The 20574-nt window shown below is 64.6% G+C and carries 18 protein-coding genes; 12 read left to right on the top strand and 6 right to left on the bottom strand.

What is annotated here, in order from left to right; all coding sequences use genetic code 11:
* Positions 1–58 precede the first annotated feature (58 nt).
* Positions 59–1564 carry an AMP-binding protein gene (locus tag IVB42_RS03045; RefSeq protein ID WP_018457930.1) on the bottom strand — a complete coding sequence of 502 codons (1506 nt, stop codon included), beginning with the start codon at positions 1562–1564 and terminating at the stop codon, positions 59–61.
* A 4-nt stretch (positions 1565–1568) separates the two neighbouring features.
* Positions 1569–3437, bottom strand: a complete 1869-nt coding sequence (locus IVB42_RS03040; RefSeq protein WP_247395472.1) for an extracellular solute-binding protein — start codon at positions 3435–3437, stop codon at positions 1569–1571.
* Positions 3438–3697: 260 nt separating this feature from the next.
* On the opposite strand from IVB42_RS03040, the gene IVB42_RS03035 reads away from it, so the two are divergent.
* Entirely contained in the window at positions 3698–4522 is an 825-nt protein-coding gene (locus IVB42_RS03035) for an invasion associated locus B family protein (protein WP_018457928.1), read from the top strand.
* 77 nt (positions 4523–4599) lie between these two features.
* Here IVB42_RS03035 and hspQ read toward each other — a convergent pair whose 3' ends face one another.
* Entirely contained in the window at positions 4600–4929 is a 330-nt protein-coding gene (gene hspQ, locus IVB42_RS03030; RefSeq protein WP_018457927.1) for a heat shock protein HspQ, read from the bottom strand.
* Between the two features lie 106 nt (positions 4930–5035).
* Here hspQ and IVB42_RS03025 point away from each other — a divergent pair, with 106 nt between their 5' ends.
* The gene (locus IVB42_RS03025; RefSeq protein ID WP_018457926.1) at positions 5036–5989 is read left to right on the top strand and encodes an AEC family transporter; all 954 of its coding nucleotides are present in this window, start codon (positions 5036–5038) and stop codon (positions 5987–5989) included.
* A gap of 7 nt (positions 5990–5996) precedes the next feature.
* Here the strand turns inward: IVB42_RS03025 and IVB42_RS03020 are convergent, their stop codons facing one another.
* Positions 5997–7181, bottom strand: a complete 1185-nt coding sequence (locus tag IVB42_RS03020; protein ID WP_247395474.1) for a UbiH/UbiF family hydroxylase — start codon at positions 7179–7181, stop codon at positions 5997–5999.
* A gap of 87 nt (positions 7182–7268) precedes the next feature.
* On the opposite strand from IVB42_RS03020, the gene pcsA reads away from it, so the two are divergent.
* The 3 genes from pcsA (at position 7269) to IVB42_RS03005 (ending at position 9817) form a co-directional block, all read left to right on the top strand.
* Positions 7269–8036, top strand: coding sequence for a phosphatidylcholine synthase (gene pcsA / locus IVB42_RS03015; protein ID WP_085353096.1), 768 nt, complete (start codon positions 7269–7271; stop codon positions 8034–8036).
* On the top strand, positions 8033–8767 hold the full coding sequence (locus tag IVB42_RS03010; RefSeq protein WP_018457923.1) for a TerC family protein: 735 nt from the start codon (positions 8033–8035) through the stop codon (positions 8765–8767). The genes pcsA and IVB42_RS03010 overlap by 4 nt, the downstream gene beginning before the upstream one ends.
* 75 nt (positions 8768–8842) lie before the next feature.
* A complete protein-coding gene (locus IVB42_RS03005) occupies positions 8843–9817 on the top strand; it encodes a quinone oxidoreductase (protein WP_018457922.1) in 975 nt (324 codons plus the stop codon).
* Positions 9818–9939: 122 nt separating this feature from the next.
* On the opposite strand, the gene IVB42_RS03000 is transcribed toward IVB42_RS03005, so the two are convergent.
* Positions 9940–11103 carry an acetylornithine transaminase gene (locus IVB42_RS03000; RefSeq protein WP_247395475.1) on the bottom strand — a complete coding sequence of 388 codons (1164 nt, stop codon included), beginning with the start codon at positions 11101–11103 and terminating at the stop codon, positions 9940–9942.
* Positions 11104–11540: 437 nt separating this feature from the next.
* Between IVB42_RS03000 and IVB42_RS02995 the strand changes: the two genes are divergently transcribed.
* The 3 genes from IVB42_RS02995 to IVB42_RS02985 all read left to right on the top strand — a co-directional run bounded on the left by IVB42_RS02995 (position 11541) and on the right by IVB42_RS02985 (position 13397).
* Entirely contained in the window at positions 11541–12488 is a 948-nt protein-coding gene (locus IVB42_RS02995; protein ID WP_018457920.1) for a hypothetical protein, read from the top strand.
* A 125-nt stretch (positions 12489–12613) separates the two neighbouring features.
* Positions 12614–13045, top strand: coding sequence for a MerR family transcriptional regulator (locus IVB42_RS02990; protein ID WP_018457919.1), 432 nt, complete (start codon positions 12614–12616; stop codon positions 13043–13045).
* On the top strand, positions 12978–13397 hold the full coding sequence (locus IVB42_RS02985; protein ID WP_026233462.1) for a carboxymuconolactone decarboxylase family protein: 420 nt from the start codon (positions 12978–12980) through the stop codon (positions 13395–13397). Before IVB42_RS02990 ends, IVB42_RS02985 begins: the two co-directional genes overlap by 68 nt.
* Positions 13398–13487: 90 nt before the next feature.
* On the opposite strand, the gene rimO is transcribed toward IVB42_RS02985, so the two are convergent.
* Positions 13488–14813 (bottom strand): 30S ribosomal protein S12 methylthiotransferase RimO, encoded by a 1326-nt coding sequence (gene rimO / locus IVB42_RS02980; RefSeq protein WP_018457917.1) that lies wholly within the window; start codon positions 14811–14813, stop codon positions 13488–13490.
* A gap of 111 nt (positions 14814–14924) precedes the next feature.
* On the opposite strand from rimO, the gene IVB42_RS02975 reads away from it, so the two are divergent.
* The 4 genes from IVB42_RS02975 (at position 14925) to IVB42_RS02960 (ending at position 20392) form a co-directional block, all read left to right on the top strand.
* On the top strand, positions 14925–15515 hold the full coding sequence (locus tag IVB42_RS02975) for an ANTAR domain-containing protein (RefSeq protein ID WP_007590901.1): 591 nt from the start codon (positions 14925–14927) through the stop codon (positions 15513–15515).
* The gene (locus IVB42_RS02970) at positions 15512–16675 is read left to right on the top strand and encodes a CmpA/NrtA family ABC transporter substrate-binding protein (RefSeq protein ID WP_018457916.1); all 1164 of its coding nucleotides are present in this window, start codon (positions 15512–15514) and stop codon (positions 16673–16675) included. Before IVB42_RS02975 ends, IVB42_RS02970 begins: the two co-directional genes overlap by 4 nt.
* A 331-nt stretch (positions 16676–17006) precedes the next feature.
* Positions 17007–18788, top strand: coding sequence for a NirA family protein (locus tag IVB42_RS02965; protein ID WP_018457915.1), 1782 nt, complete (start codon positions 17007–17009; stop codon positions 18786–18788).
* The gene (locus tag IVB42_RS02960) at positions 18785–20392 is read left to right on the top strand and encodes a sulfite reductase subunit alpha (RefSeq protein ID WP_018457914.1); all 1608 of its coding nucleotides are present in this window, start codon (positions 18785–18787) and stop codon (positions 20390–20392) included. The genes IVB42_RS02965 and IVB42_RS02960 overlap by 4 nt, the downstream gene beginning before the upstream one ends.
* Positions 20393–20574: the final 182 nt, after the last annotated feature.

The following is a 20574-nucleotide window of genomic DNA, read 5'->3' as shown; positions in this document are numbered from 1 at the left end:
CCGCGCAATCTAGTCCGGCCGCCTTAATGCAGCGTCAATGGAACGGTCGAAACTACGCTTAGACCGGCCCGGAGCGGTCGCGAAAAGCTTCGACCATCAGGGGGTTAAGCCCGAGTTCGCTGAGCGCCTCGCGGGCGCGGGCATTGTCCTGGGCGCGGCCCGCGAGCCGGTGACCGGAGAGCCGGTCAGGCAGCGCGGTCAGCAGGGCGCCCTGGCCGAGCCGGCGCGCCCATTCCTGCAGGTCGTTGGAGAGGAAGCGGTAGCCGCCGACGGCCATGATCCCGGAGGGCGGCGCGGTGATGCAGATCGCGCCGCTCGGACGATCGAGCCGCGCGGCATAGCCGGTATCGACATAGTCGCGTGGCGGTTGCGCGATCAGGGTGTCGCCGACCGGCGGCGGCGGCGGGGCGTAGGCCGCGATCGGCACCATAGGGCCGCGCAGCCCGAGCGTGCCCTTCGGCGTCAGCAGAATCTCGCCGGCGATCGACGAACCCGACTGCTCGCGCGGCGCGCCGTGCGGTCCCGGCATCACCGGCACCGGCATGCCGTCCTCGCCACGCCGGGCGCCGAACAATCCGGCCTCGCCGAACAGATAGACGTCCGTGAAAGGCGCATGCGGCGCAATCCATGCCTCGCTCGCCGACACCTGCTCGGGGGCGCGCCACAGGCCGATGACGTTGCGCAAGCTCGGCATCCGCGCCGCCAGCTCGGAATCGCCGAGCCGCTGGGCGAACTGTGCCGGTGCGATCAGCACGTCGCATTCGTGCGCATTGATCTGCTGCTCCAGCACGTCGTTCTCGAAGGGGTGATGCAGCGCCAGCGTGCCGCCGCACAGCAGCCACACCGCGAGCGAGGAGGCGAGCCCTGCGAACGACATCGGCGTGAACGCCGCCATCACGGTTGCGCCTTGCCTGATGTCGGCTTCCAGCGACATCGCGAGCCCCCCGGCGATCAGGCTGAAATGCGGCCGCGGCACCGGACGAAAGCCTTCCGCGGTGACGTCGAAGGAGATCATCGCCGCCTTGCGGCCATCCTGAATCACGGCGCGCGCTGTGCCGGGCGGACGGGCCTGCACGTCGTCGAGCGAGGCCATGCCTTCGGGCAGGTTGGTGCCGAAGCCGCAGACATGGCGAATCGAGAAGGCTTCCGCGGCCGCGTGCATGGCGAGATCGGCATAGCTGACGCCGTCGACCGTGCTCATGGTGACGATGGCGCGCGCCGCGGTACGATTGAGAGCGGCGGTCAGTTCGGCATGGCGCCAGAGCAGCGGCAGCACGGCGACGACAAGACCGGCGCGATGGGCGGCGAGAACGGTGAGCACGAACTCGACCGTATTCGGCAGTTGGATGGCGATGACGGAATTGGCCGGCAGGCCTGATTCGACGAAAAAGGCGGACAGCGCCTCGATGGCGGTGTCAGCCTCGGCATAGCTCATCCGCCGCGGCTCGTGCCCGGTCACGCGGAACTTGTTCAGGGGGTCGAGCAGAGCGGTCGCGTGCGGCTGCCGCATCAGCGTGCGCTGAAACAGTGTGTCGAGCGTCGGCGATACGGCTGGCTGGTTCACGGCGTCACTTTGCTTGATGAGCTTGCGGCTGCCCCTTCGACCACCAGGTCTCCGGCAAATAGCCGGACAGCGAGGTGGCCTCTGGCCGTTCTATCCGATTCCAGCGCGCGATCCATTGCTCGGATAAGTTAAACAGGGGGATTGTATAGAAACCGGAGATCAAAGCGCGGTCGAGCGCCCGCACCGCGGATACGAAATCCGTGTGTTCACGGGCTTCCAGCAGTGCGGCGATCATCGCATCGACCGCGGGATCCCGGGCCCCCATGTAGTTGCGGGTGCCCGGACTGTCGGCGGCAGCGCTCCCCCAGTAGAAATATTGCTCGTTGCCGGGCGACAGGGACTGGTCCCAGCGGTTCTGGATCATGTCGAATTCGTAGGCGAGCCGGCGCTGGTCGAACTGCACGGGATCGACCGATCGCACGCTGGGCTCGATGCCGGCGCGCCTGAGGTCGCGCTGAAAGGCAAGCGCGACGCGTTCCTGGTCGCGGGTCGTGACCAGGATCTCGAAGGTGAAGGGCGCCTTGGTCGCACGGTTGCGCAGCACGGTGCCGTCGAGATCGTAGCCGGCCTCCGACAACAGCTTCAGCGCCGCGCGCAGCGTGGTCCGGTCGCGGCCCGAACCGTCGGTCACCGGCAGGCGGTAGCTGCCGTCCATTATGTCAGGCGGGATCTGCGCGGCGAACGGCTTGAGCAACTCGCGCTCGCGCGCATCCGCAGGCTTGCCATACGCTGAGAGGTCCGAGCCGGCAAAATAGCCGGCGACGCGCGAGTAGAGGTTGAAGAAGTAGTTGCGGTTCACCAGCTCGAAATCGAACAGCAGCGTCAAGGCCTGGCGCACGCGGATGTCGGCGAATATGGGACGCCTCGTGTTGAACACCAGAAATTCGGAAGGTTGCGGCACGCCCGGCTTGAAGGTGTCGCGGATCACGTCGCCATTCTTCGCCGCGGGAAAGTCGTAGCCGTCGTGCCAGCGCAGCGGCTCGTGCTCGATGCGGAAATCATAGAGGCCGCGCTTGAAAGCTTCGAACTGGCCGTTGGCTTCGCGAAAATAGTCGAGCCTGATCTCCTCGAAATTGTAGAGCCCGCGATTGATGGCGAGGTCACGGCCCCAATAGTCGGGATTGCGGGTGAGCGTCACGCTGGCACCGGGCCTCACGGCGGTGACGCGATACGGGCCGGAGCCGACCGGGCCCGACAGCGTCGTCTCCTCGAAAGCCGCGACGTCGACCGCATGTTTCGGCAGGATCGGCATCAGGCCGAGGATCAGCGGCAGTTCGCGGTCATTGGCTCCCGCAAGGTCGAAGCGGACGGTGAGGGGATCCGGCGCCTCGGTCCTTGCCACCTTGCCGTAATATTGCCGGTGGTTGGGGCGGCCGTGGTCGCGCAGCAACTGCCAGGAGAACAGCACGTCCTCGGCGCGGACCGGCTTGCCGTCGGAGAAGCGCGCGCGGGGATCGATGTGGAACGTGACAAAGCTGCGCTCGTCATCGGTCTCGACCGATCTGGCGAGCAGTCCGTAGAGCGTGAACGGCTCGTCATTGCCGCGCGCGAGCAGGCTCTCGACCACGTAGTTCCGGACCGGCTGCACGGCCAGTCCCTTGACGATGAAGGGATTGAGGCTGTCGAAGGTGCCGAGAACGCCCCAGGTCAGCCGGCCGCCCTTGGGGGCGTCAGGGTTGACGTAAGGGATGTGGGTGAAACCGGCAGGCATCGCCGGCTTGCCGTGCATGGCGATGGCGTGGGCTTCCTCGGCCTCTGCGCCGCTGGCCGGAAGCCCCAAGGAAAACGGGAGCCCCAAGGCGAAAGCCAGGACACAGAGGCGGACGCAAAGACCTTCAGGACGGCCCTCGAGAAGGCGCTGGAACATGAACATGTGGACACGTTGATTCGAGGACCGCAGGCCTGAATCCTATCACAGGGATTTTCCCGGGGGCGCACGCCGACGCGCGGTCAAAGGCGCTTGTCGGCATTGATCTTTTCGTCGGCCACGTTAAGAAGGCACGCAATCGCGCAAGAGCGCCGAGCCCGTCACTTATCTGCCTCATTTGACGGGGAGAGAGCCGCGCCCAACGCGGCCAGGCTCGGTGCGTCGAAGCGGTTCGGGCACTTCCCGTTCAGAAAGGGTTTTCCGCAATGAATTTCCGTTACTTGGCCGCGTCCGTCCGGCCGCGCGGGCGACTTCTCGCCTTGTTGACGGCGACGGCGTTGGCCGTCCCGTTTGCCGCCGAGGCCCAGGCTCCCGCGCCAGCTCCGGGCACGCCCGCGCCCAAGGCGACCCCGAAGGCCGCTCCGAAGGCTGCCCCCAAGGCTCCGGCGCCGGCCGCTCAGGCACCGGCCCAGCCGGCACCCGCCCAGGGCGCTCCGGCGCAGGGCGCTCCAGCGCAGCAGGGCGCGGCCCAGCCGGCCGATCAGCAAATCCAGCTGATCTACGCCCCCTGGACCAAGTTCTGCCTCAAGGGCCAGGACGCCAATGCCAAGCAGGTCTGCTTCACCGGCAAGGACGGCCGTATCGAGTCGGGCCAGCCGGTCATCGCGGCCGTCATCATCGAGCCAGAAGGCGAGCCGAAAAAGATCCTGCGCGTGACGCTGCCGCTCGGCATGCAGTTGGTGCACGGCACCCGCATCATCGTGGACAACAATCCGCCGTTGCAGAGCCCGTATGTGATCTGCTTCCAGAACGGCTGCATGTCCGACTACGAAGCCACGCCCGAGTTCATCAACAACATGAAGAAGGGCCAGAACCTGGTTGTTCAGGCGATCAATGCCAACGGCGCACCGCTGACGCTGCCGCTGCCGCTCGCCGGCGAATTCCAGAAGGCCTATGACGGCCCGCCGACCGATCCGAAGGTGTTCGAGGAAACCCAGAGGAAGCTGCAGGAAGAGCTCCAGAAGAAGGCTGAAGAGCTGCAGAAGAAGCAGCAGCAAGCGCCTGGCGCCGCTCCGGCCGGACAGAAGTAATCAGGGATCAATCCCGCACATGAAAAAGGCGCTCGGTTCGAGCGCCTTTTTTGCTGGCCAGTTGATGGCTTCGAAACTCAGTTCAGCGAAGGATTGCGCGGGCGATAGCCGGTCTTGTCCTTGACGAAGATCTCGGCGACCTGGGAATGCCGGACCGGCTCGCCGGAATCGTCCGGCACGAGATTCTGCTCGGAGACATAGGCGACGTATTCCGACTCCGAGTTCTCCGCGAGCAGGTGATAGAACGGCTGGTCCTTGTGGGGCCGCACCTCCTCGGGGATCGACAGCCACCACTCTTCGGTGTTGTTGAATTCCGGATCGATGTCGAAGATCACGCCCCGGAACGAGAAGATCCGGTGGCGCACGACCTGTCCGATCTGGAATTTGGCGGTCCGCGCTTTAATCATTCCCCGTCGATAGACCAGGATTGTGGCCGATGCTAGTGCCCTGATCTGGAATTAACCCGCGGTTGCGGGGCAGATAGGCCCCCAATCTTCAGAAAACACTTCATCAATGGTCGATATCCTCAATCTGGCTCTACCATATTTCGGCTTGATCTTCGTTGGATTCGCCTGTGGCAAGGTCAAATCCCTGCCGGAATCGGGCCTCGCCTGGATGAACTTCTTCCTGCTCTATGTGTCGCTGCCGGCGCTGCTGTTTGCGATCATGTCGAAGACGCCGTTTTCGGAATTGAACAACCCGCCGTTCCTGGTCGCGACCACCCTGTCGACCGTTGCGGCGTTCACACTCGCGCTGGTCGTCGGCAAGGTTTTGGGCGGGCTGACGCTGCGCGAGGCGACGCTCGCCGGGCTCTCCGGCGGCTACGGCAATATCGGCTACATGGGACCGGGGCTGGCGCTCGCCGTGCTCGGGCCGAAGGCCTCCGCGCCGACTGCGCTGATCTTCTGCTGCGACAGCATCTTCCTGTTCACGATCGTGCCGTTGCTGATCGAGCTCTCCGACCGCGATCATCCCTCGATCGTGCATGCCTTCGGCGTCGTGCTGAAGCAGATCGTGCTCAACCCGCTGATCATGTCGGCCTGCTTTGGCGCGGCCTTCGCATCGCTGCATATCGAGATGCCCGTCGCACTCGATCGCACCATCACCTTCCTCCAGAACGCAGCCGCTCCGACCGCGCTGTTCGTGCTCGGCGTGACCGTGGCGCTCCGCCCGTTCGATCGGGTCCCGTGGGAAGTGCCGGGCGTGATCGCGATCAAGCTCCTGGTCCATCCGCTTGCAGCTTTCGGCCTGATGCTGGCGCTCGGCCCGTTTGCGCAGCCCTGGGCCGCGACCGCCGTGCTGATGGCCTCGCTGCCGCCGGCGCTAAACGTGTTCGTCATCGCCCGGCAGAACGACGCCTGGATCGAGTCTGCCTCCGTCGCGGTGCTGCTCGGGACGTTTGCGTCCGTGGTCACGCTGACCAGCGTGATGTGGGCGATCCAGACTGGCCGGCTGGCGTTTCCTTGAGCGGCGGTTACTTCCGCCAAGTCGGCGTGAGCCCCTCGCGCATCGCAAAACGCCGGAGCGGGCCGATCGCGCCGAGCAGGTGCATGCCGACCGCGCGGACGGGCTGGAGTGGCAGGAAATCATTGAGCAGCGAGCGGTTGGCGATGTCGATCGCAAAGGTCCGGCTCAGGATGTCCGGACGCCGCGCCCGGTCATAACGCTTGAGCACGTCTGCTGCGCCGGGATCTTGGCCTGATGCGATGGCCTCGCCTGCAAGCCTCGCAATGTCGGCGGCATCGCGGAGGCCGAGATTGAGACCCTGGGCGCCGATCGGGGGAACCACATGGGCGGCTTCGCCGACCAGCGCAATGCGGTCGCCGCCGAAGGATTTGGGACGTTCGATCGCCAGCGGGAACAGATGGCGGCCCGGCTCCACCGTCATGCGCCCGAGGATCGAATGCGACTGCTTCTCGATCGCGGCGGACAATTCCTCATCGCTCAGGCCGCGAAGCCGCTCGGCGTCCGCAGGCGCCGAGACCCAGACGACGCTGGAACGATCGCCGGGCAGGGGCACGAACACGCAAGGACCATGCGGGGTGTGGAACTCGGTCGAGACGTTGCGGTGGGGCCGCGCGTGCCCGACGTTGAAAGTCAGTGCCGTCTGGGTCAGCTCGCGCCGCGTCACCGCGATGCCGGAGGCTTCGCGGCACAGCGAATGCCGGCCGTCGGCCCCGACCACGAGGCGGGCCGAGAGAAATTGCGCAGCGGCCGTGCGGATCGCGACGTCATCGGCTTCGATGACGACAGTTTCGGCCTCGTCGTCGAAACGGACGACATCGGGCAGTTCGGCCGCGCGCGCTTCCAGCGCCAGCATCAGCGAGCGGTTGTCGATGTTGTAGCCGAAGGCATCGAGGCCGATTTCGTGGCAGGAGAACCGGACCTCCGGCGCACGAAACAGCCGGCCGGTGTCGTCGACGAGCCGCATGATTTCGAGCGCGGCCGCCTTGTCCTTGCAGCGCGGCCAGACGTCGAGGCTCTCCAGCAGATCGACGGAGGCACCGAGTAGCGCCGTGGTTCGATTGTCGGCATAAGGCATGCGACGCGCCACCAGCGCGGTCCGTGCGCCCGCCTGCGCCAATGCGATGGCGGCGCTCAGTCCCGCCGGTCCGCCGCCGATCACGGCCGCGCCAAAGAGTGTCGATGCATCTGTCATGGAACGACATTGGACATGCCCCGCGGCAAATTCAAGCCCACTCATATTTCCCTGATTTTATGACGAATTGTGCGACCAGGCGCCGCAATGGCTTATGTGCAAACCGGTGTCATTCTGATAGCAGAAGTCATGGACAGCCAAGAGGATTCCCTGAAGCCCAGGCCCGCGATCCGCGCCGCTGCCTTCTCGGTGCACATCTTCACCGCGTTCGGTGCGGCGATCGCGCTGCTGGCGATGCTTGAGGCCGTGCGTGAGCACTGGGCGGCGATGTTTCAATGGCTGGGCGTCGCCCTCATCATCGACGCGATCGATGGGCCGATCGCGCGCCGGCTCAACGTCAAGGACGTGCAGCCGAACTGGTCGGGCGACGTGCTCGACCTCGTGGTCGATTTCGTCACTTACGTCTTCGTGCCGGCCTATGCGATCGTGGCCAGCGGCTTGCTGCTGCCGGTCGCAGCTCCCCTGCTCGGCGTCGCCATCATCGTCACCAGCGCATTATATTTCGCCGATCTGCGCATGAAAGCGGACGACAATCATTTCCGCGGTTTTCCGGCGCTGTGGAATGCGGCGGCGTTCTATCTGTTTCTGCTGCACTGGCCGCCGCTGCTCTCGACGCTGCTAGTAGCGGCCCTGGTGGTGCTGACCTTCGTGCCGTTCCACGTGCTGCATCCGGTGCGCGTCGTGCGGCTGCGCTGGCTGACGATGTCGCTGATCGCCATCTGGGCTCTGCTCTCCTTCTACACGCTGCAGATGGACTTTCGCGTCGGCACCGGTGTGACTGTCGCGCTCTGCGCGATCGCGCTCTGGATCAGCTTCAGCGACGCATTGATCCGGCTGACAAGATCCTTCGCATGATGCACCTGTTGACCAGCCCCGAAGCCTGGGCCGCGCTCCTCACCTTGACCGCGCTCGAGATCGTGCTCGGCATCGACAACGTCATCTTCCTGTCGGTGATCGTCTCGCGCATTCCCGAGAAGCAGGCGCACCGCGCCCGCCAGATCGGGCTCGCGCTGGCGCTGATCTTCCGCATCATCCTGCTCAGCCTCCTGGTCTGGCTGATCGGCCTGACCGCGCCGGTGTTTTCGTTTTCCGGTTACGGCTTCTCCTGGCGCGACCTCATCCTGATCGGCGGCGGTCTGTTCCTGATTGCGAAGGCGACGCACGAGATTCATGGCGAGGTCGAAGCCGATGACGGCGAGGGCGGCGAGAAGTCACCTCGTAACGCTTTCTTCTGGGTCATCGTCCAGATCGTGATCATCGACATCGTGTTCTCGCTGGACTCGATCATCACGGCGATCGGCATGGCGCAGGACCTCGAAATCATGATCGCGGCCGTCGTGATCGCCTGTCTCATCATGTACATTTCGGCCGGACCGGTGTCGCGGTTCGTCGCGGAGCATCCGACCACGAAAATGCTGGCTCTGGCCTTCCTGGTGCTGATCGGCGTCGCGCTGGTTGCGGACGGATTCCAATTCCACATCCCGCGCGGCTACATCTATTTCGCGATTGCGTTCTCGGCAGCGGTCGAGTTTTTCAACGTGTTAGCGAAACGCAACCGCAGGAAGACCGGCAAGCCGTCGGTCTAGGCGTTCCAGCCCGCGTCGAGTTGACAAGGCGGGCGCGATGTCTTTCGCTGGCCCGCGAGAAAAGGAGGTCAGGTGATGACCAAAGCCGTCCGTGTGCACAAGGTCGGAGGCCCCGAAGCCCTGGTATATGAGAGCGTCGATGTTCCGGCGCCCGGGCCCGGCGAGGTGCGCATCGTCCAGCATGCCGTCGGCCTGAACTTCATCGACGTCTATTACCGCACCGGCCTCTACAAGGCGCCGGGGCTGCCCTTCATCGCCGGCAACGAGGCCTCGGGCGAGGTCGTCGCGGTCGGGCCGGGCGTGACGAATTTCCATCCCGGCGACCGCGTCGCCTACTACCACAATCTCGGCGCCTATACCGGGGAGCGCAACATCCCCTGGGAGCGGCTGGTCAAGCTGCCCGACCACATCACCCACGAGCAGGGCGCCGTGCTGATGCTGAAGGGGCTGACGGTGTGGTATCTCCTGCACAAGACCTTCAAGGTCGAGCCGCATCATCGCGTGCTGATCCATGCCGCGGCCGGCGGCATCGGCCTGCTTGCCTGCCAATGGGCGAGGGCAATGGGTGCCCACGTCATCGGCACCGTCGGCTCGCGCGAGAAGGCTGCGCTTGCCGAGGCCAATGGCTGCGACCATGTGATCCTCTACAACGAGGAAGACTTCGTTGCGCGCGTCAAACAGATCAGCCGCAACGAGGGCTGCGACGTGGTTTATGACGGTGTCGGCAAGGCGACGTTCCCGGGCTCGCTGTCCTGCCTGAAGCCGCGCGGGATGTTCGTCTCCTTCGGCAATGCCTCAGGCCCGGTGCCGCCGTTCTCGATCGCCGAGCTCAACACCCACGGCTCGCTGTTTGCGACCCGGCCCAAGCTCAACGACTATATCGGAACGCGCAAGGAGTTGCTGGAAGGCGCTGACACGCTGTTCGCCGCCGTCATTAACGGCAAGCTGCACGTGCCGATCAACCATGCCTACGCGCTCAAAGACGCCGCCAAGGCGCATATCGATCTCGAGAGTCGCAAGACCACGGGCGCGTCGATCTTGAAGCCGTAGAGAACGTCTTGCCGAAGTCGTCATGCCCGGGCTTGTGCCGGGCATCCACGCTCTTCGTGCCGCGCCTCAAGGCGTGGATGGCCGGGACAAGCCCGGCCATGACGGAGAAGAGAGCGGGCCGTCTACGCCACCCGCCGTGCCGCGCCGGCTCTGGTCAAGATCCCGTCGAGACAATCGATCATCTCGGCGATCTCGGCCCGCGTGACGTTCAGCGCCGGCATGAAGCGCAACGTGTCCACCTGCGGCGCGTTGAGGAGGACGCCGGCCTCGAACGCCTGCGCGACGATGCCGGGCGCGATCGGCAGCTTGAGGTCGAGCGCGAGCAGGAGCCCGCGACCTCGCACTTCCCCGAGCCCATGCCGCGCCGAGACCTTCTGCAGCTCGCTTTCGAGCAGCAGCCCGGTTTCGGTCGCCGTCTTCAGGAACTCCGGCTTGCTGACCTCGTCGAGCACCGCAAGCCCCGCCGCGCACATGATCGGGTTGCCGTTGAACGTGCCGCCCTGGTCGCCGTGCTCGAAGCAGGCCGCGCGTTCGGTCGCGAGCAGCGCCGCGAGCGGCACGCCGCCGCCGATGCCCTTGCCGAGCGTCATGATGTCGGGCGCGATGCCGGTGTGCTCGTAGTGGAAGAGCTTGCCGCTCCGGCCCATCCCGGTCTGGATCTCGTCGAAGATCAGGAGGAGGCCGTGCGCGTCGGTGAGGGCGCGCAACTCCTGCAAGAACTGGTCGGTCGCCGGCCATACGCCTGATTCCCCCTGGATCGGCTCGAGCATCACAGCGACGGTGTTGTCGTTGATCAGCTTTTCGACCGAGGCGATGTCGTTGAGCTTCGCCTTCTTGAAGCCGGCGACCTTTGGCTCGAACAGCGGCTCAAAGGCCTTCTTGCCCGAGGCCGACATCGTCGCCAAGGTGCGGCCGTGAAAGCCGCCTTCGAAGCTGATGATCTCGTACGCGCCACCTCGATGCAGGCTGCCATATTTGCGCGCGAGCTTGATCGCGCCCTCGTTGGCTTCCGCGCCGGAATTGGCAAAGAACACCTGGTCGAACGCGCTGTCTGCAACCAGCGCCTGCGCGAGCTTCAGGCTTGGCTCGTTGTAGAAGGCGGGGCTTGGCGTCAGCAGCCGCTTGGCCTGCACGGCAAGCGCGTTGGCGATCGCGGGCGGGGAGTGGCCGAGGCAGTTGACCGCCCAGCCCTGTACGAAATCGAGATAGCGCTTGCGGCTGTCGTCCCAGAGGTAGGAGCCGGCGCCGCGAACGAACACGGCCTTGGGCCGAGCGGTGATGTCCATCAACGCGTCATACGGATGGGGTGGCGGTGGTCATGTCGAACTCCTCTGGAGGCGGGTGGAAAAGGGGGCGCGAAAAGCAAGAAGGCCGCACCTTGCGGGTGCGGCCTTCTCGAAAACCTACGCTGAATTCAGTGCTTCAGCGGCGTCGTCGGACATGGCGCACCCTCTCATCGTCGCGGAAGCGACGGCGGAGCATTTCGGTGCGCTGATGGGTCCGAGCGTTGATCATGGGGCGCGGCAATACATGCGAATGGCCGGGCTTGTCAAGCGCCGCCTTGCAGACCACACGCCCAGCGTGCATGGGGCAGGAGAGAGATGGGCGGCTGGAAACCATTACGTCTCTAGCGCGTTTGTGATCAGCGAACGCGAATTGGCTCGAACCGAACGGATGACGGTTCGGACCAAGAGGGGCGGGACCAACCAGATAGTTTTAAGCCTTGTCCGACACGCCTTATTCGATCGACCTCGACAGCATTCGCGGCGCGTTTCCGCCGGGCATCGAGGCGCCGCCGCTGTTGCTGGACTTTGCCGGCTGGCTGAAGGGACGGCCCTGGGGCAGCGTCGGCTGCTTCTCGCTGCAGGGCCAGTTTTCCGATCAGGCGCCTATTGTTGACGGCAGTCCCTTGCGCGACCGGTTTTCGCTGTTCATGCGGCTGTCGGATGGCTCGGCTGTTGGCGGCTGGTATGGCGCGGGTCTCGACCGCGACAATCCGCCGATCGTGGGGCTTGGGTCCGAGGGCGATCACGAGCTGCTGGCGCCGAGCCTCGATGGTCTGCTGGCAAAACTGACATCACAGCAATTCGACAACGCTTGGAGCGATCTGAAGCCACATGACGAGGTCGAATGCCAGACGGTCGAACTCGCGCAGTGGCTGACAGGACGGCCGACCGGGGAGACGGCGGCGGCCGATAACCATCCCTCGGAGCTGCCCGACTTTCGCGGCTTCATGGAAAGATGGAGCCGGGAGCGCGAAGACTATTGGGCCAATCATCGCCTGATGGCCGAGCTCGGCTGGCGCCTGACCGCGCATCTCCCCAAGGGCAAGAACGCCTGGGACAAGACGCATTTCGAGGTCGCGATCGTCGGCAAGCAGTACGAGGCGCGCGTCCTGTCGCGCGGGCCGCAGCCGTTCGAGGAAGCCGCCTCGATCGAATCCCTGCTGCGCGATCTGCGTGAGGAGATGCGCCGCGCACAGCCCGAGCTCGGGCTGTGGTACGCCATGAAATTCGGTCTCTATGCCGACGGCCGCGTCATGCCGAACTTCGAATATGATGTGCGCCCGACCATCGAGGGCGAGCCCGCGAAGCTGTCGGAGGCGCAAGCCGATCTTGCCCGCGCCCCGCGCCCGGAGCGCTGGGTGCCGAAATGGCTGGCGGAATCTTGAAGCTCGGAGTGCCGCGACGCTGCCGCCCAGCCGGCGCGCCGAAATCTTTGCACCTTCGATCCCCCTTGACTTAGAGCGCGCTCGAAGGGGTATCTGTACGTGCGTCAGTACGAGAACGGGCACACATGAAGATCGGCGACCTCGCAAAACGGACCGGCCTGTCGACGCACACGCTGCGCTATTATGAGCGCATCGGGCTGCTTCCATACGCCGACCGGGATCGCTCCGGCCAGCGCGACTTTGACGCATCGATCCTCACATGGATCGCATTCCTTGGGCGGCTCAAGACCACGGGAATGCCGATCCGGGACATGTTGCGTTACGCGGCGCTTCGGGATGAAGGCGACGCTACCGGCACAAGCCGGCGGCAGATTCTGGAAGTCCACCGGGAACAGGTACGCACGCAGATTGCCGAACTCCAGGAATGCCTGCTCGTCCTTGATACCAAGATCGCCGGCTATGCCAGCGACGAACAGAGGACGAAGGAAAATGACGCACGCCCAAACACAAGACGAAAGCCGCTTCGATCGCGGTCAGCGGGCCCTGTCACGTATTGACGGCAGTGCCGGCGAAAAGGTCGTCGCCTCACTCGCCGACATAGCTCCGGATTTCGCACGATACGTGATCGAGTTTCCGTTCGGCGACATTTACTGCCGCCCGGACCTCGGCCTGCGCGATCGAGAGATCGCCACGATCGCCGCGCTGACGGCGCTCGGAAATGCCGCGCCTCAGCTCAAAGTGCATCTCGAGGCGGGTCTGAACGTCGGCCTGTCTCGCGACGAGATCGTGGAGATCATGATGCAGATGGCCGTCTATGCGGGCTTCCCGGCGGCGCTGAACGGGCTGTTCGCAGCCAAGGAAGTGTTCGCCGCACGCGACGAACAGCAGGCGTCGGGAGAAGCGACATGACCTCGTAGTTCGGGCACGCCCAGCCTGAACGCCGGCTGGTGGAAAATGCCTAAGGCGCGCCGGTCTTGCCGGCGTGCCGCGACCGGAATCTCAGAATCCCGCGACGCTGCCGTGGAGGTCGTACTGGTCCGCGCGCTCGATCTTGGCGGTGACGATCTCGCCGACGCGCAAGGGGCGGCGGCTCGACAGGTAGACGGCGCCGTCGATCTCGGGCGCATCAGCCTTGGAGCGGCCCCTTGCGACGGTCGGGCCGACCTCGTCGATGATGATCTGCTGGCGCGTGCCGACCTTGCGCTTCAGCCTGCGCGCAGAGATTTTCTGCTGGCGCGCCATCAGTGCATTGTAGCGCTCCTGCTTGATCTCTTCCGGCACGGGGTTCTCGATCGCATTCGCCGTGGCGCCGGCGACCGGCTCGTACTTGAAGCAGCCGAGCCGATCGATCTCGGCTTCGTCCAGCCAGTCGAGGAGATAGGCAAAGTCCGCATCGGTCTCGCCGGGGAAGCCGACGATGAAGGTCGAGCGCAAAGCGAGATCAGGACATTGCTCGCGCCAGCGCTTGATGCGCGCCAGCGTCTTGTCCTGCGCCGCCGGGCGCTTCATGGCCTTCAGTACTTCGGGGCTCGCATGCTGGAACGGGATGTCGAGATAGGGCAGCACCTTGCCCTCGTTCATCAGCGCGATGACCTCGTCGACATGCGGGTAGGGGTAGACATATTGCAGCCGGACCCAGGCGCCGAGCTCGCCGAGCTCGCGCGCGAGGTCGATGAATTTGGCGCGGACCTGGCGATCCTTCCACGGGCTCTCGGCGTATTTCAGATCGACGCCATAGGCCGAAGTGTCCTGCGAGATCACCAGCAGCTCTTTCACGCCGGCGTCGACCAGGCGCTCGGCCTCGCGCAGCACGTCGTTGGCCGGTCGCGAGACCAGGTCGCCGCGCAGCTTCGGGATGATGCAGAAGGTGCAGCGGTTGTTGCAGCCCTCGGAGATTTTCAGATAGGCGTAGTGCCGCGGCGTCAGCTTGATGCCTTGCGGCGGCACCAGATCGAGATGCGGATTGTGGGCGGGCGGCAGCGCGCGATGCACGGCGTCCAGCACGCTCTCATATTGCTGCGGGCCGGTGATGGAGAGCACGCCGGGATAGGCCTGCTCGATCTGCTCGGGTTCCGCCCCCATGCAACCGGTCACGATCACCTTGCCGTTCTCGGCCATGGCCTCGCCGATCGCCGAGAGCGATTCCTGCTTGGCGCTGTCGAGGAAGCCGCAGGTGTTGACGATGACGATGTCGGCCCCGTCATGCTTGCGGGCGAGCTCGTAGCCCTCGGCGCGCAGACGCGTGATGATGCGCTCGGAATCCACCAAAGCCTTGGGGCACCCGAGCGACACGAAGCTGACCTTCGGCGCAGCCGTCTGATCCATATCCAAATCTGCCTGATTGACAGGGTTGAGCTAGTCCCAATTGCCCATAATTACAACCCTTTGCATGGCTCGCGGGCATGCTATGGATGAATCACTGGTGGTGAGTGAGCAATGAGCGCCGAACAGTCGCCCAAAATCGTGATCGTCGACGAAAGCCCGATCCGGGCTGCGATCCTCGAAGAAGGGTTGCGGGAGGCCGGATTTACGCAGATCGTCCATATCCGCGAGATGCAGAGCCTGCTCGCCCGGATTTATGCGGTCGATCCCGACATCATCCTGATCGATCTGGAAAACCCCAGCCGCGACGTGCTGGAAGCGATGTTCCAGGTCAGCCGCGCCGTGAAGCGGCCGATCGCGATGTTCGTCGACCAGAGCGATTCATCCTCGATCCAGGCCTCGGTCGAGGCGGGGGTCTCCGCCTATATCGTCGACGGGCTGAGGAAGGAGCGCATCAAGCCGATCCTCGACCTCTGCGTGTCGCGCTTCAATGCCTTCGCAAAACTCCAGGAGGAACTGGAGCGTACCAAGTCGCAGCTCGAGGATCGCAAGGTCATCGAGAAGGCCAAGGGCATCCTGATGAAGGTGAAAGGCCTCACCGAGGACGAGGCCTATGTGCTGCTGCGCTCCACTGCGATGCGCGAGAAGAAGAAAATCGGCGAGATCGCTCAGTCGATCATCACCGCGTCGGAGATGCTGAAATGACCGCTCCCCTCCGCATCGGGTTCATTCCGCTGGTCGATGCCGCAGCGCTGATCGTTGCCGTCGACAAGGGATTTGCCGCGGCTGAAGGGCTCGAGGTCGAACTGGTCCGCGAGGTCTCCTGGTCCAACGTCCGCGACAAGCTCAATATCGGCTTGTTCGACGCCGCGCATCTGCTCGCTCCCGTCGCGATTGCGTCCTCGCTCGGGCTCGGCCACGTCAAGGTGCCGATCGCGGCGCCCTTCAATCTCGGCATCAACGGCAACGCGATCACGGTCTCGCCGGCGCTTCATACCGCGCTGATGGAGGAGATCGACGGCGACCGCTTCGATCCGCTCGCCACGGCAAAAGCGTTGGCGCGCGTGGTCACCAAGCGGCGCAAGGCTGGGGCCGATCCGTTGACCTTCGGCATGACCTTCCCGTTCTCGACCCACAATTATCAATTGCGGTTCTGGATGGCGGCGGCCGGCGTCGATCCCGACGAGGACGTGCGGCTGGTCGTGCTGCCGCCGCCCTATATGGTCGACAGTCTTGCCAATGGGCATGTCGATGCGTTCTGCGTCGGTGCGCCCTGGAATTCGATCGCGGTCGATCTCGGGATCGGCCACATCCTGCATTTCGTCTCCGACATCCTGGCCCATGCGGCGGAGAAGGTGCTGGCGCTCCGCCAGGTCTGGGCCGACAAGAATCCCGACGTGGTAGCCAGCCTGGTGCGCGCGGCGGTGAAAGCCGCCGAGTTCATCGAGCATCCCGAAAACCGGACCGAAGCGGCGCAGATCCTGGCGCAGCCGGAGCGGATCGGCGTCGATGCCGAAGTCATCCAGCGCACCCTCACGGGGCGCCTCAAGATTTCGCCGGACGGCACCTTTCGCGAGAGCGGCAGCTACCTCCTGGTGGGACGCGAGGAAGCAGGGCGCCCCGATCCGGTCCAGGCCGCCTGGCTCTATGCGCAGATGGTGCGCTGGGGGCAGACGACGCTGACGCCCGACGGCGTCAAGACGGCGATGGCCGTGTTCAGGCCCGATCTCTACGACGGCGCCCTCGGGCGCCGGCCGCCCGCCCAAGCCCCCGCGGCATTCGGCGCATTCGCCGGCCCCGCCTTCGATCCCGCCAATATTCGGGGGCATCTCGAGGCCTTCGAGGTGGGCCGCTGGAAGGTGTGATTCGGGTCTGCATCGTTTTTGAGCGCTGGAGATCCGAGTCTAAATTTTAGGCCGACTGCTCGAATTTCATAAGAGTTCCGGAGCCCAGAGTTCCCCGGCGCGCTCTTAATTACCTGATACCTCACACATTTTCATTTCATCGAAGCTGGCACGCAACTTGAATGTTGCAGTGCGGCCAGCCTGTCACAGATGCCTGCTGCGCCAGTCCCCAGCAACGAAGCTGTTCGGACCGCTGGGTGCGCAGCCGGCTCTCGAGCCAGCCGAGCTCCTCGCGGGTCGTGCACTTTCCGTCGATACCACCCAGGTGGCCGCAGGAGCTTCGTTACTGACCATGAAACTCGACACCGTCTCAGTCGACTTTACCGACGACCAGAAACGCTACCTTGAAGGCTTCACGACCGGTCTGCAGATCAGTCGCGTCGGTCGCGGTCTCGGCGGCGGCGCCGGCAAGGCGAACGCCGAGCCGACCGGTCCCGATGCCGTGCACATCAAGGCGCAGGACAAGGTGATCGCCGCGGGCAAGAAGCTCGCCGACCAGGAGAAGGTCAAGCGCGACGAGCATCCCTTCGATGCCTATCCGCGTCTCCGCCAGCAGGCGCTCGATAATACGCCGCCAAGCCCGGCGGACAATTTCCGCTGGCGCTATTACGGCATCTTCTACGTCGCGCCGACGCAGGACTCCTACATGTGCCGTCTGCGCATTCCGAACGGCATCATGAAGCACTGGCAACTGTCCGGCCTTGCCGACCTCGCCGATGAAACCTGCGGGCCCTACAGCCACGTCACGACGCGTGCCAATCTCCAGCTTCGCGAGATCCCGCCGAAGAACGCCGTGAAGCTGATCGAGGGCATACAGGATCTCGGCCTGTGCTCGCGCGGCTCCGGCGCCGACAACATCCGCAACGTGACGGGAACGCCGACGGCGGGCATCGATCCGCAGGAGCTGATCGACACGCGGCCTTATGCGCGCGAGTGGCACTACCACATCCTGAACGATCGCTCGTTGTATGGCTTGCCGCGCAAGTTCAACGTCGCCTTCGACGGCGCCGGCAAGATCGCGGTGCTCGAGGAGACCAACGACATCGCCTTCACGGCGTATGAGGTGAAGGATGGGTTCGGCGTCGAACCCGGGATCTGGTTCCGCCTCGGCCTCGGCGGCATCACCGGCCACAAGGACTTTGCGAAATATTCCGGCATCGTCGTCAAGCCTGAAGACGCTACCGCCGTTGCCGACGCCATCGTGCGCGTCTTCATCGAGCACGGCGACCGCACCAACCGCAACAAGGCGCGGTTGAAATACGTGCTCGACGCCATGGGCCATGACGGCTTTCTCAAGCTGGTCGAAGAGCGGCTGAAGACGCCGTTCACGCGCGTGACGGAAGAGGCGTTTGCGCCGCGGCCGGCCGCGGACCGCATGGCGCATATCGGCGTGCACAAGCAGAAGCAGGACGGCTTGAACTGGATCGGCGTGTCGCTGACGCTCGGCAAGATCAGCTGCGATCAGATGCGGGGTCTCGCCAAGGTGGCGCTGGACCTCGGTGACGGCGAGATCCGTCTGACCGTCTGGCAGAACCTGCTGATATCAGGGGTGCGTGACGAGAATGTCGAGCTTGCCGTTGCGGCGATCAAGCAGATCGGGCTCGCGGCCGAGGCCTCGCACATCCGCGCCGGCCTGATCGCCTGCACCGGCAATGCCGGTTGCCGCTTTGCCGCCTCCAACACCAAGCGTCACGCCGCCGAGATCGGCGAATGGTGCGAGCCGCGCGTCGAGATGGACAAGCCGGTCAACATCCACGTCACCGGCTGCCACCATTCCTGTGCCCAGCACTACATCAGCGACATCGGTCTGATCGGGGCGCGCGTGCCTGTCAACGAGGAGGACACGGTGGAGGGCTATCATCTCTTCACCGGCGGCGGGTTCGGTCCTGACGCCGACGTCGGTCAGGAGGTCTATCACGACCTCAAGGCCGAGGACGCGCCGAAGACGGTCGAAGGGCTGCTCAAGGCCTATATCGCCCATCGCTCGTCTCCTGACGAAACCTTCCTGTCCTTTGCGCGCCGCCACGACGGCGAGACGCTGCGCAAGCTTGCCGATGCCGAGGTGTCCTCATGAACCAGATCAGCCCTCCACCCAAACTCGACATTATTCCCACGAGCGCCCCGTTCTCCGACGCGCAACGCTCCTGGCTGAACGGCTTCTTTGCCGGGCTGCTGTCGCCTGAGGCGGCCACGCCGCTGTCGGCGGAGCAGGGCGCCGCGGTCATGCAGGCTGGTGACGGTGACGACGGTGAAGCGCCGTGGCACGACCAGACCATGCCGATCGCCGATCGGATGAAGCTCGCCGAAGGCCGTCCCGTGCGGCGCAAGATGATGGCGGCGATGGCGCAGCAGGATTGCGGGCAGTGCGGCTACAATTGCCACGACTATTCGGAGGCGATCGCGAGCCGCAGTGAAGCGCGCCTCAACCTCTGCGTCCCCGGTGGCAAGGAAACCGCACGGATGCTGAAGTCGTTGCACGAAGAGCTGGATAAGGCGCCGGCGGCAAAGCCGGCTGACAAGCAAGACGCGGTGGCGGCCCCCGCCGTGACCGTGACGATCGCCGAGCCCGGCCGCTCGCGGGACAACCCCGTTGCGGCGACCTTCCTGTCGCGCCGTCTTCTCAACAAGGGAAAGTCCGAGAAGGAAACCTATCACGTCGAGTTCGATCTCTCCGAGAGCAAACTCGACTACGTCGTCGGTGACAGTTTTGGCGTGTTCGCGCGGAACGAGCTCGGCCTCGTCGACCAGGTCATCGCGTTGCTCGGTGCCTCCCACACCACGAAGGTCAACGGCAAGACGCTGCGCGAGGTGCTGATCGACGACGTCTCGTTGTCGCCGGCGCCCGACACGCTATTCGAACTGCTCTCCTTCATCACCGGCGGCGCGCAGCGCGAGAAGGCGCGGGCGCTGGCACAGGGCGAGGATCCCGATGGCGATGCCGCAACGCTCGACGTCATGGCGGCGCTGCAGAAGTTCTCGGGCACGCGGCCGCATCCCGAAGCCTTCGTGGAGGCGCTCGAGCCGCTGCAGCCGCGGCTCTATTCGATCTCGTCCTCGCACAATGCGACGCCTGGAAAGCTGTCGCTGACGGTCGATTCCGTGCGCTACGTGATCGGCAAACGCAAGCGCATCGGCGTTGCCTCGACCTTCCTCGGCGAGCGCATCGCTGAGGGCGAGAAGCTCAAGGTCTATGTGCAGAAGGCGCACAATTTCGGCCTGCCGCAGGATCCGAAGACGCCGATCATCATGATCGGCCCCGGCACCGGCATTGCGCCGTTCCGCGCCTTCCTGTTCGACCGCAAGGCGACCGGTGCGCCTGGCAAGAACTGGCTGTTCTTCGGCCATCAGCGCAGCGATTGCGACTTCTTCTACCAGGAGGAGCTCAACGCGATGAAGACCTCGGGCCTGCTCACGCGTATGTCGCTGGCCTGGTCGCGCGACGGCGAGAAGAAGTTCTATGTGCAGGACCGCATGCGCGAGGTCGGCCGCGAGGTGTGGACGTGGCTCGCCGAGGGGGCGCATTTCTACATCTGCGGCGATGCCAAACGCATGGCCAAGGACGTCGAGCGTGCACTGGTCGATATCGTCGCCCAATTCGGGGCGCGTTCGACCGACGAAGCCGTCAGTTTTGTCGCAGAACTCAAGAAGACGGGCCGCTTCCAGGCTGACGTCTACTAGATGTCATCCTACGGTCATCCGAGCCGGTTCCAACTGGCTCGGATTTGAGCGAATAAGATTCTCGGAAGTGGCGGGCGAGGAGAATTTGCTCCTGCGATGGGGGGTTTTCAGAGAACCCGCATCGCTATTTCCGCCGGTCTCTTGCCCGCCACCCCGGTTGATCCTTCATAATCGTCCGAATG

This window comes from Bradyrhizobium sp. 45 (assembly GCF_023073155.1).
GTDB classification, from domain to species: Bacteria; Pseudomonadota; Alphaproteobacteria; order Rhizobiales; family Xanthobacteraceae; genus Bradyrhizobium; species Bradyrhizobium canariense_D.
This window is presented reverse-complemented; position numbering and strand designations above follow the sequence as displayed.

Coding starts and splice junctions, on each gene's coding strand:
- IVB42_RS03040 (WP_247395472.1), bottom strand. CDS start 3,437: ATGTTCATGTTCCAGCGCCTTCTCGAGGGCCGTCCTGAAGGTCTTTGC.
- IVB42_RS03035 (WP_018457928.1), top strand. CDS start 3,698: ATGAATTTCCGTTACTTGGCCGCGTCCGTCCGGCCGCGCGGGCGACTT.
- hspQ (WP_018457927.1), bottom strand. CDS start 4,929: ATGATTAAAGCGCGGACCGCCAAATTCCAGATCGGACAGGTCGTGCGC.
- IVB42_RS03025 (WP_018457926.1), top strand. CDS start 5,036: ATGGTCGATATCCTCAATCTGGCTCTACCATATTTCGGCTTGATCTTC.
- IVB42_RS03020 (WP_247395474.1), bottom strand. CDS start 7,181: ATGACAGATGCATCGACACTCTTTGGCGCGGCCGTGATCGGCGGCGGA.
- pcsA (WP_085353096.1), top strand. CDS start 7,269: ATGGCTTATGTGCAAACCGGTGTCATTCTGATAGCAGAAGTCATGGAC.
- IVB42_RS03010 (WP_018457923.1), top strand. CDS start 8,033: ATGATGCACCTGTTGACCAGCCCCGAAGCCTGGGCCGCGCTCCTCACC.
- IVB42_RS03005 (WP_018457922.1), top strand. CDS start 8,843: ATGACCAAAGCCGTCCGTGTGCACAAGGTCGGAGGCCCCGAAGCCCTG.
- IVB42_RS03000 (WP_247395475.1), bottom strand. CDS start 11,103: ATGGACATCACCGCTCGGCCCAAGGCCGTGTTCGTTCGCGGCGCCGGC.
- IVB42_RS02990 (WP_018457919.1), top strand. CDS start 12,614: ATGAAGATCGGCGACCTCGCAAAACGGACCGGCCTGTCGACGCACACG.
- IVB42_RS02985 (WP_026233462.1), top strand. CDS start 12,978: ATGACGCACGCCCAAACACAAGACGAAAGCCGCTTCGATCGCGGTCAG.
- rimO (WP_018457917.1), bottom strand. CDS start 14,813: ATGGATCAGACGGCTGCGCCGAAGGTCAGCTTCGTGTCGCTCGGGTGC.
- IVB42_RS02975 (WP_007590901.1), top strand. CDS start 14,925: ATGAGCGCCGAACAGTCGCCCAAAATCGTGATCGTCGACGAAAGCCCG.
- IVB42_RS02970 (WP_018457916.1), top strand. CDS start 15,512: ATGACCGCTCCCCTCCGCATCGGGTTCATTCCGCTGGTCGATGCCGCA.
- IVB42_RS02965 (WP_018457915.1), top strand. CDS start 17,007: ATGAAACTCGACACCGTCTCAGTCGACTTTACCGACGACCAGAAACGC.
- IVB42_RS02960 (WP_018457914.1), top strand. CDS start 18,785: ATGAACCAGATCAGCCCTCCACCCAAACTCGACATTATTCCCACGAGC.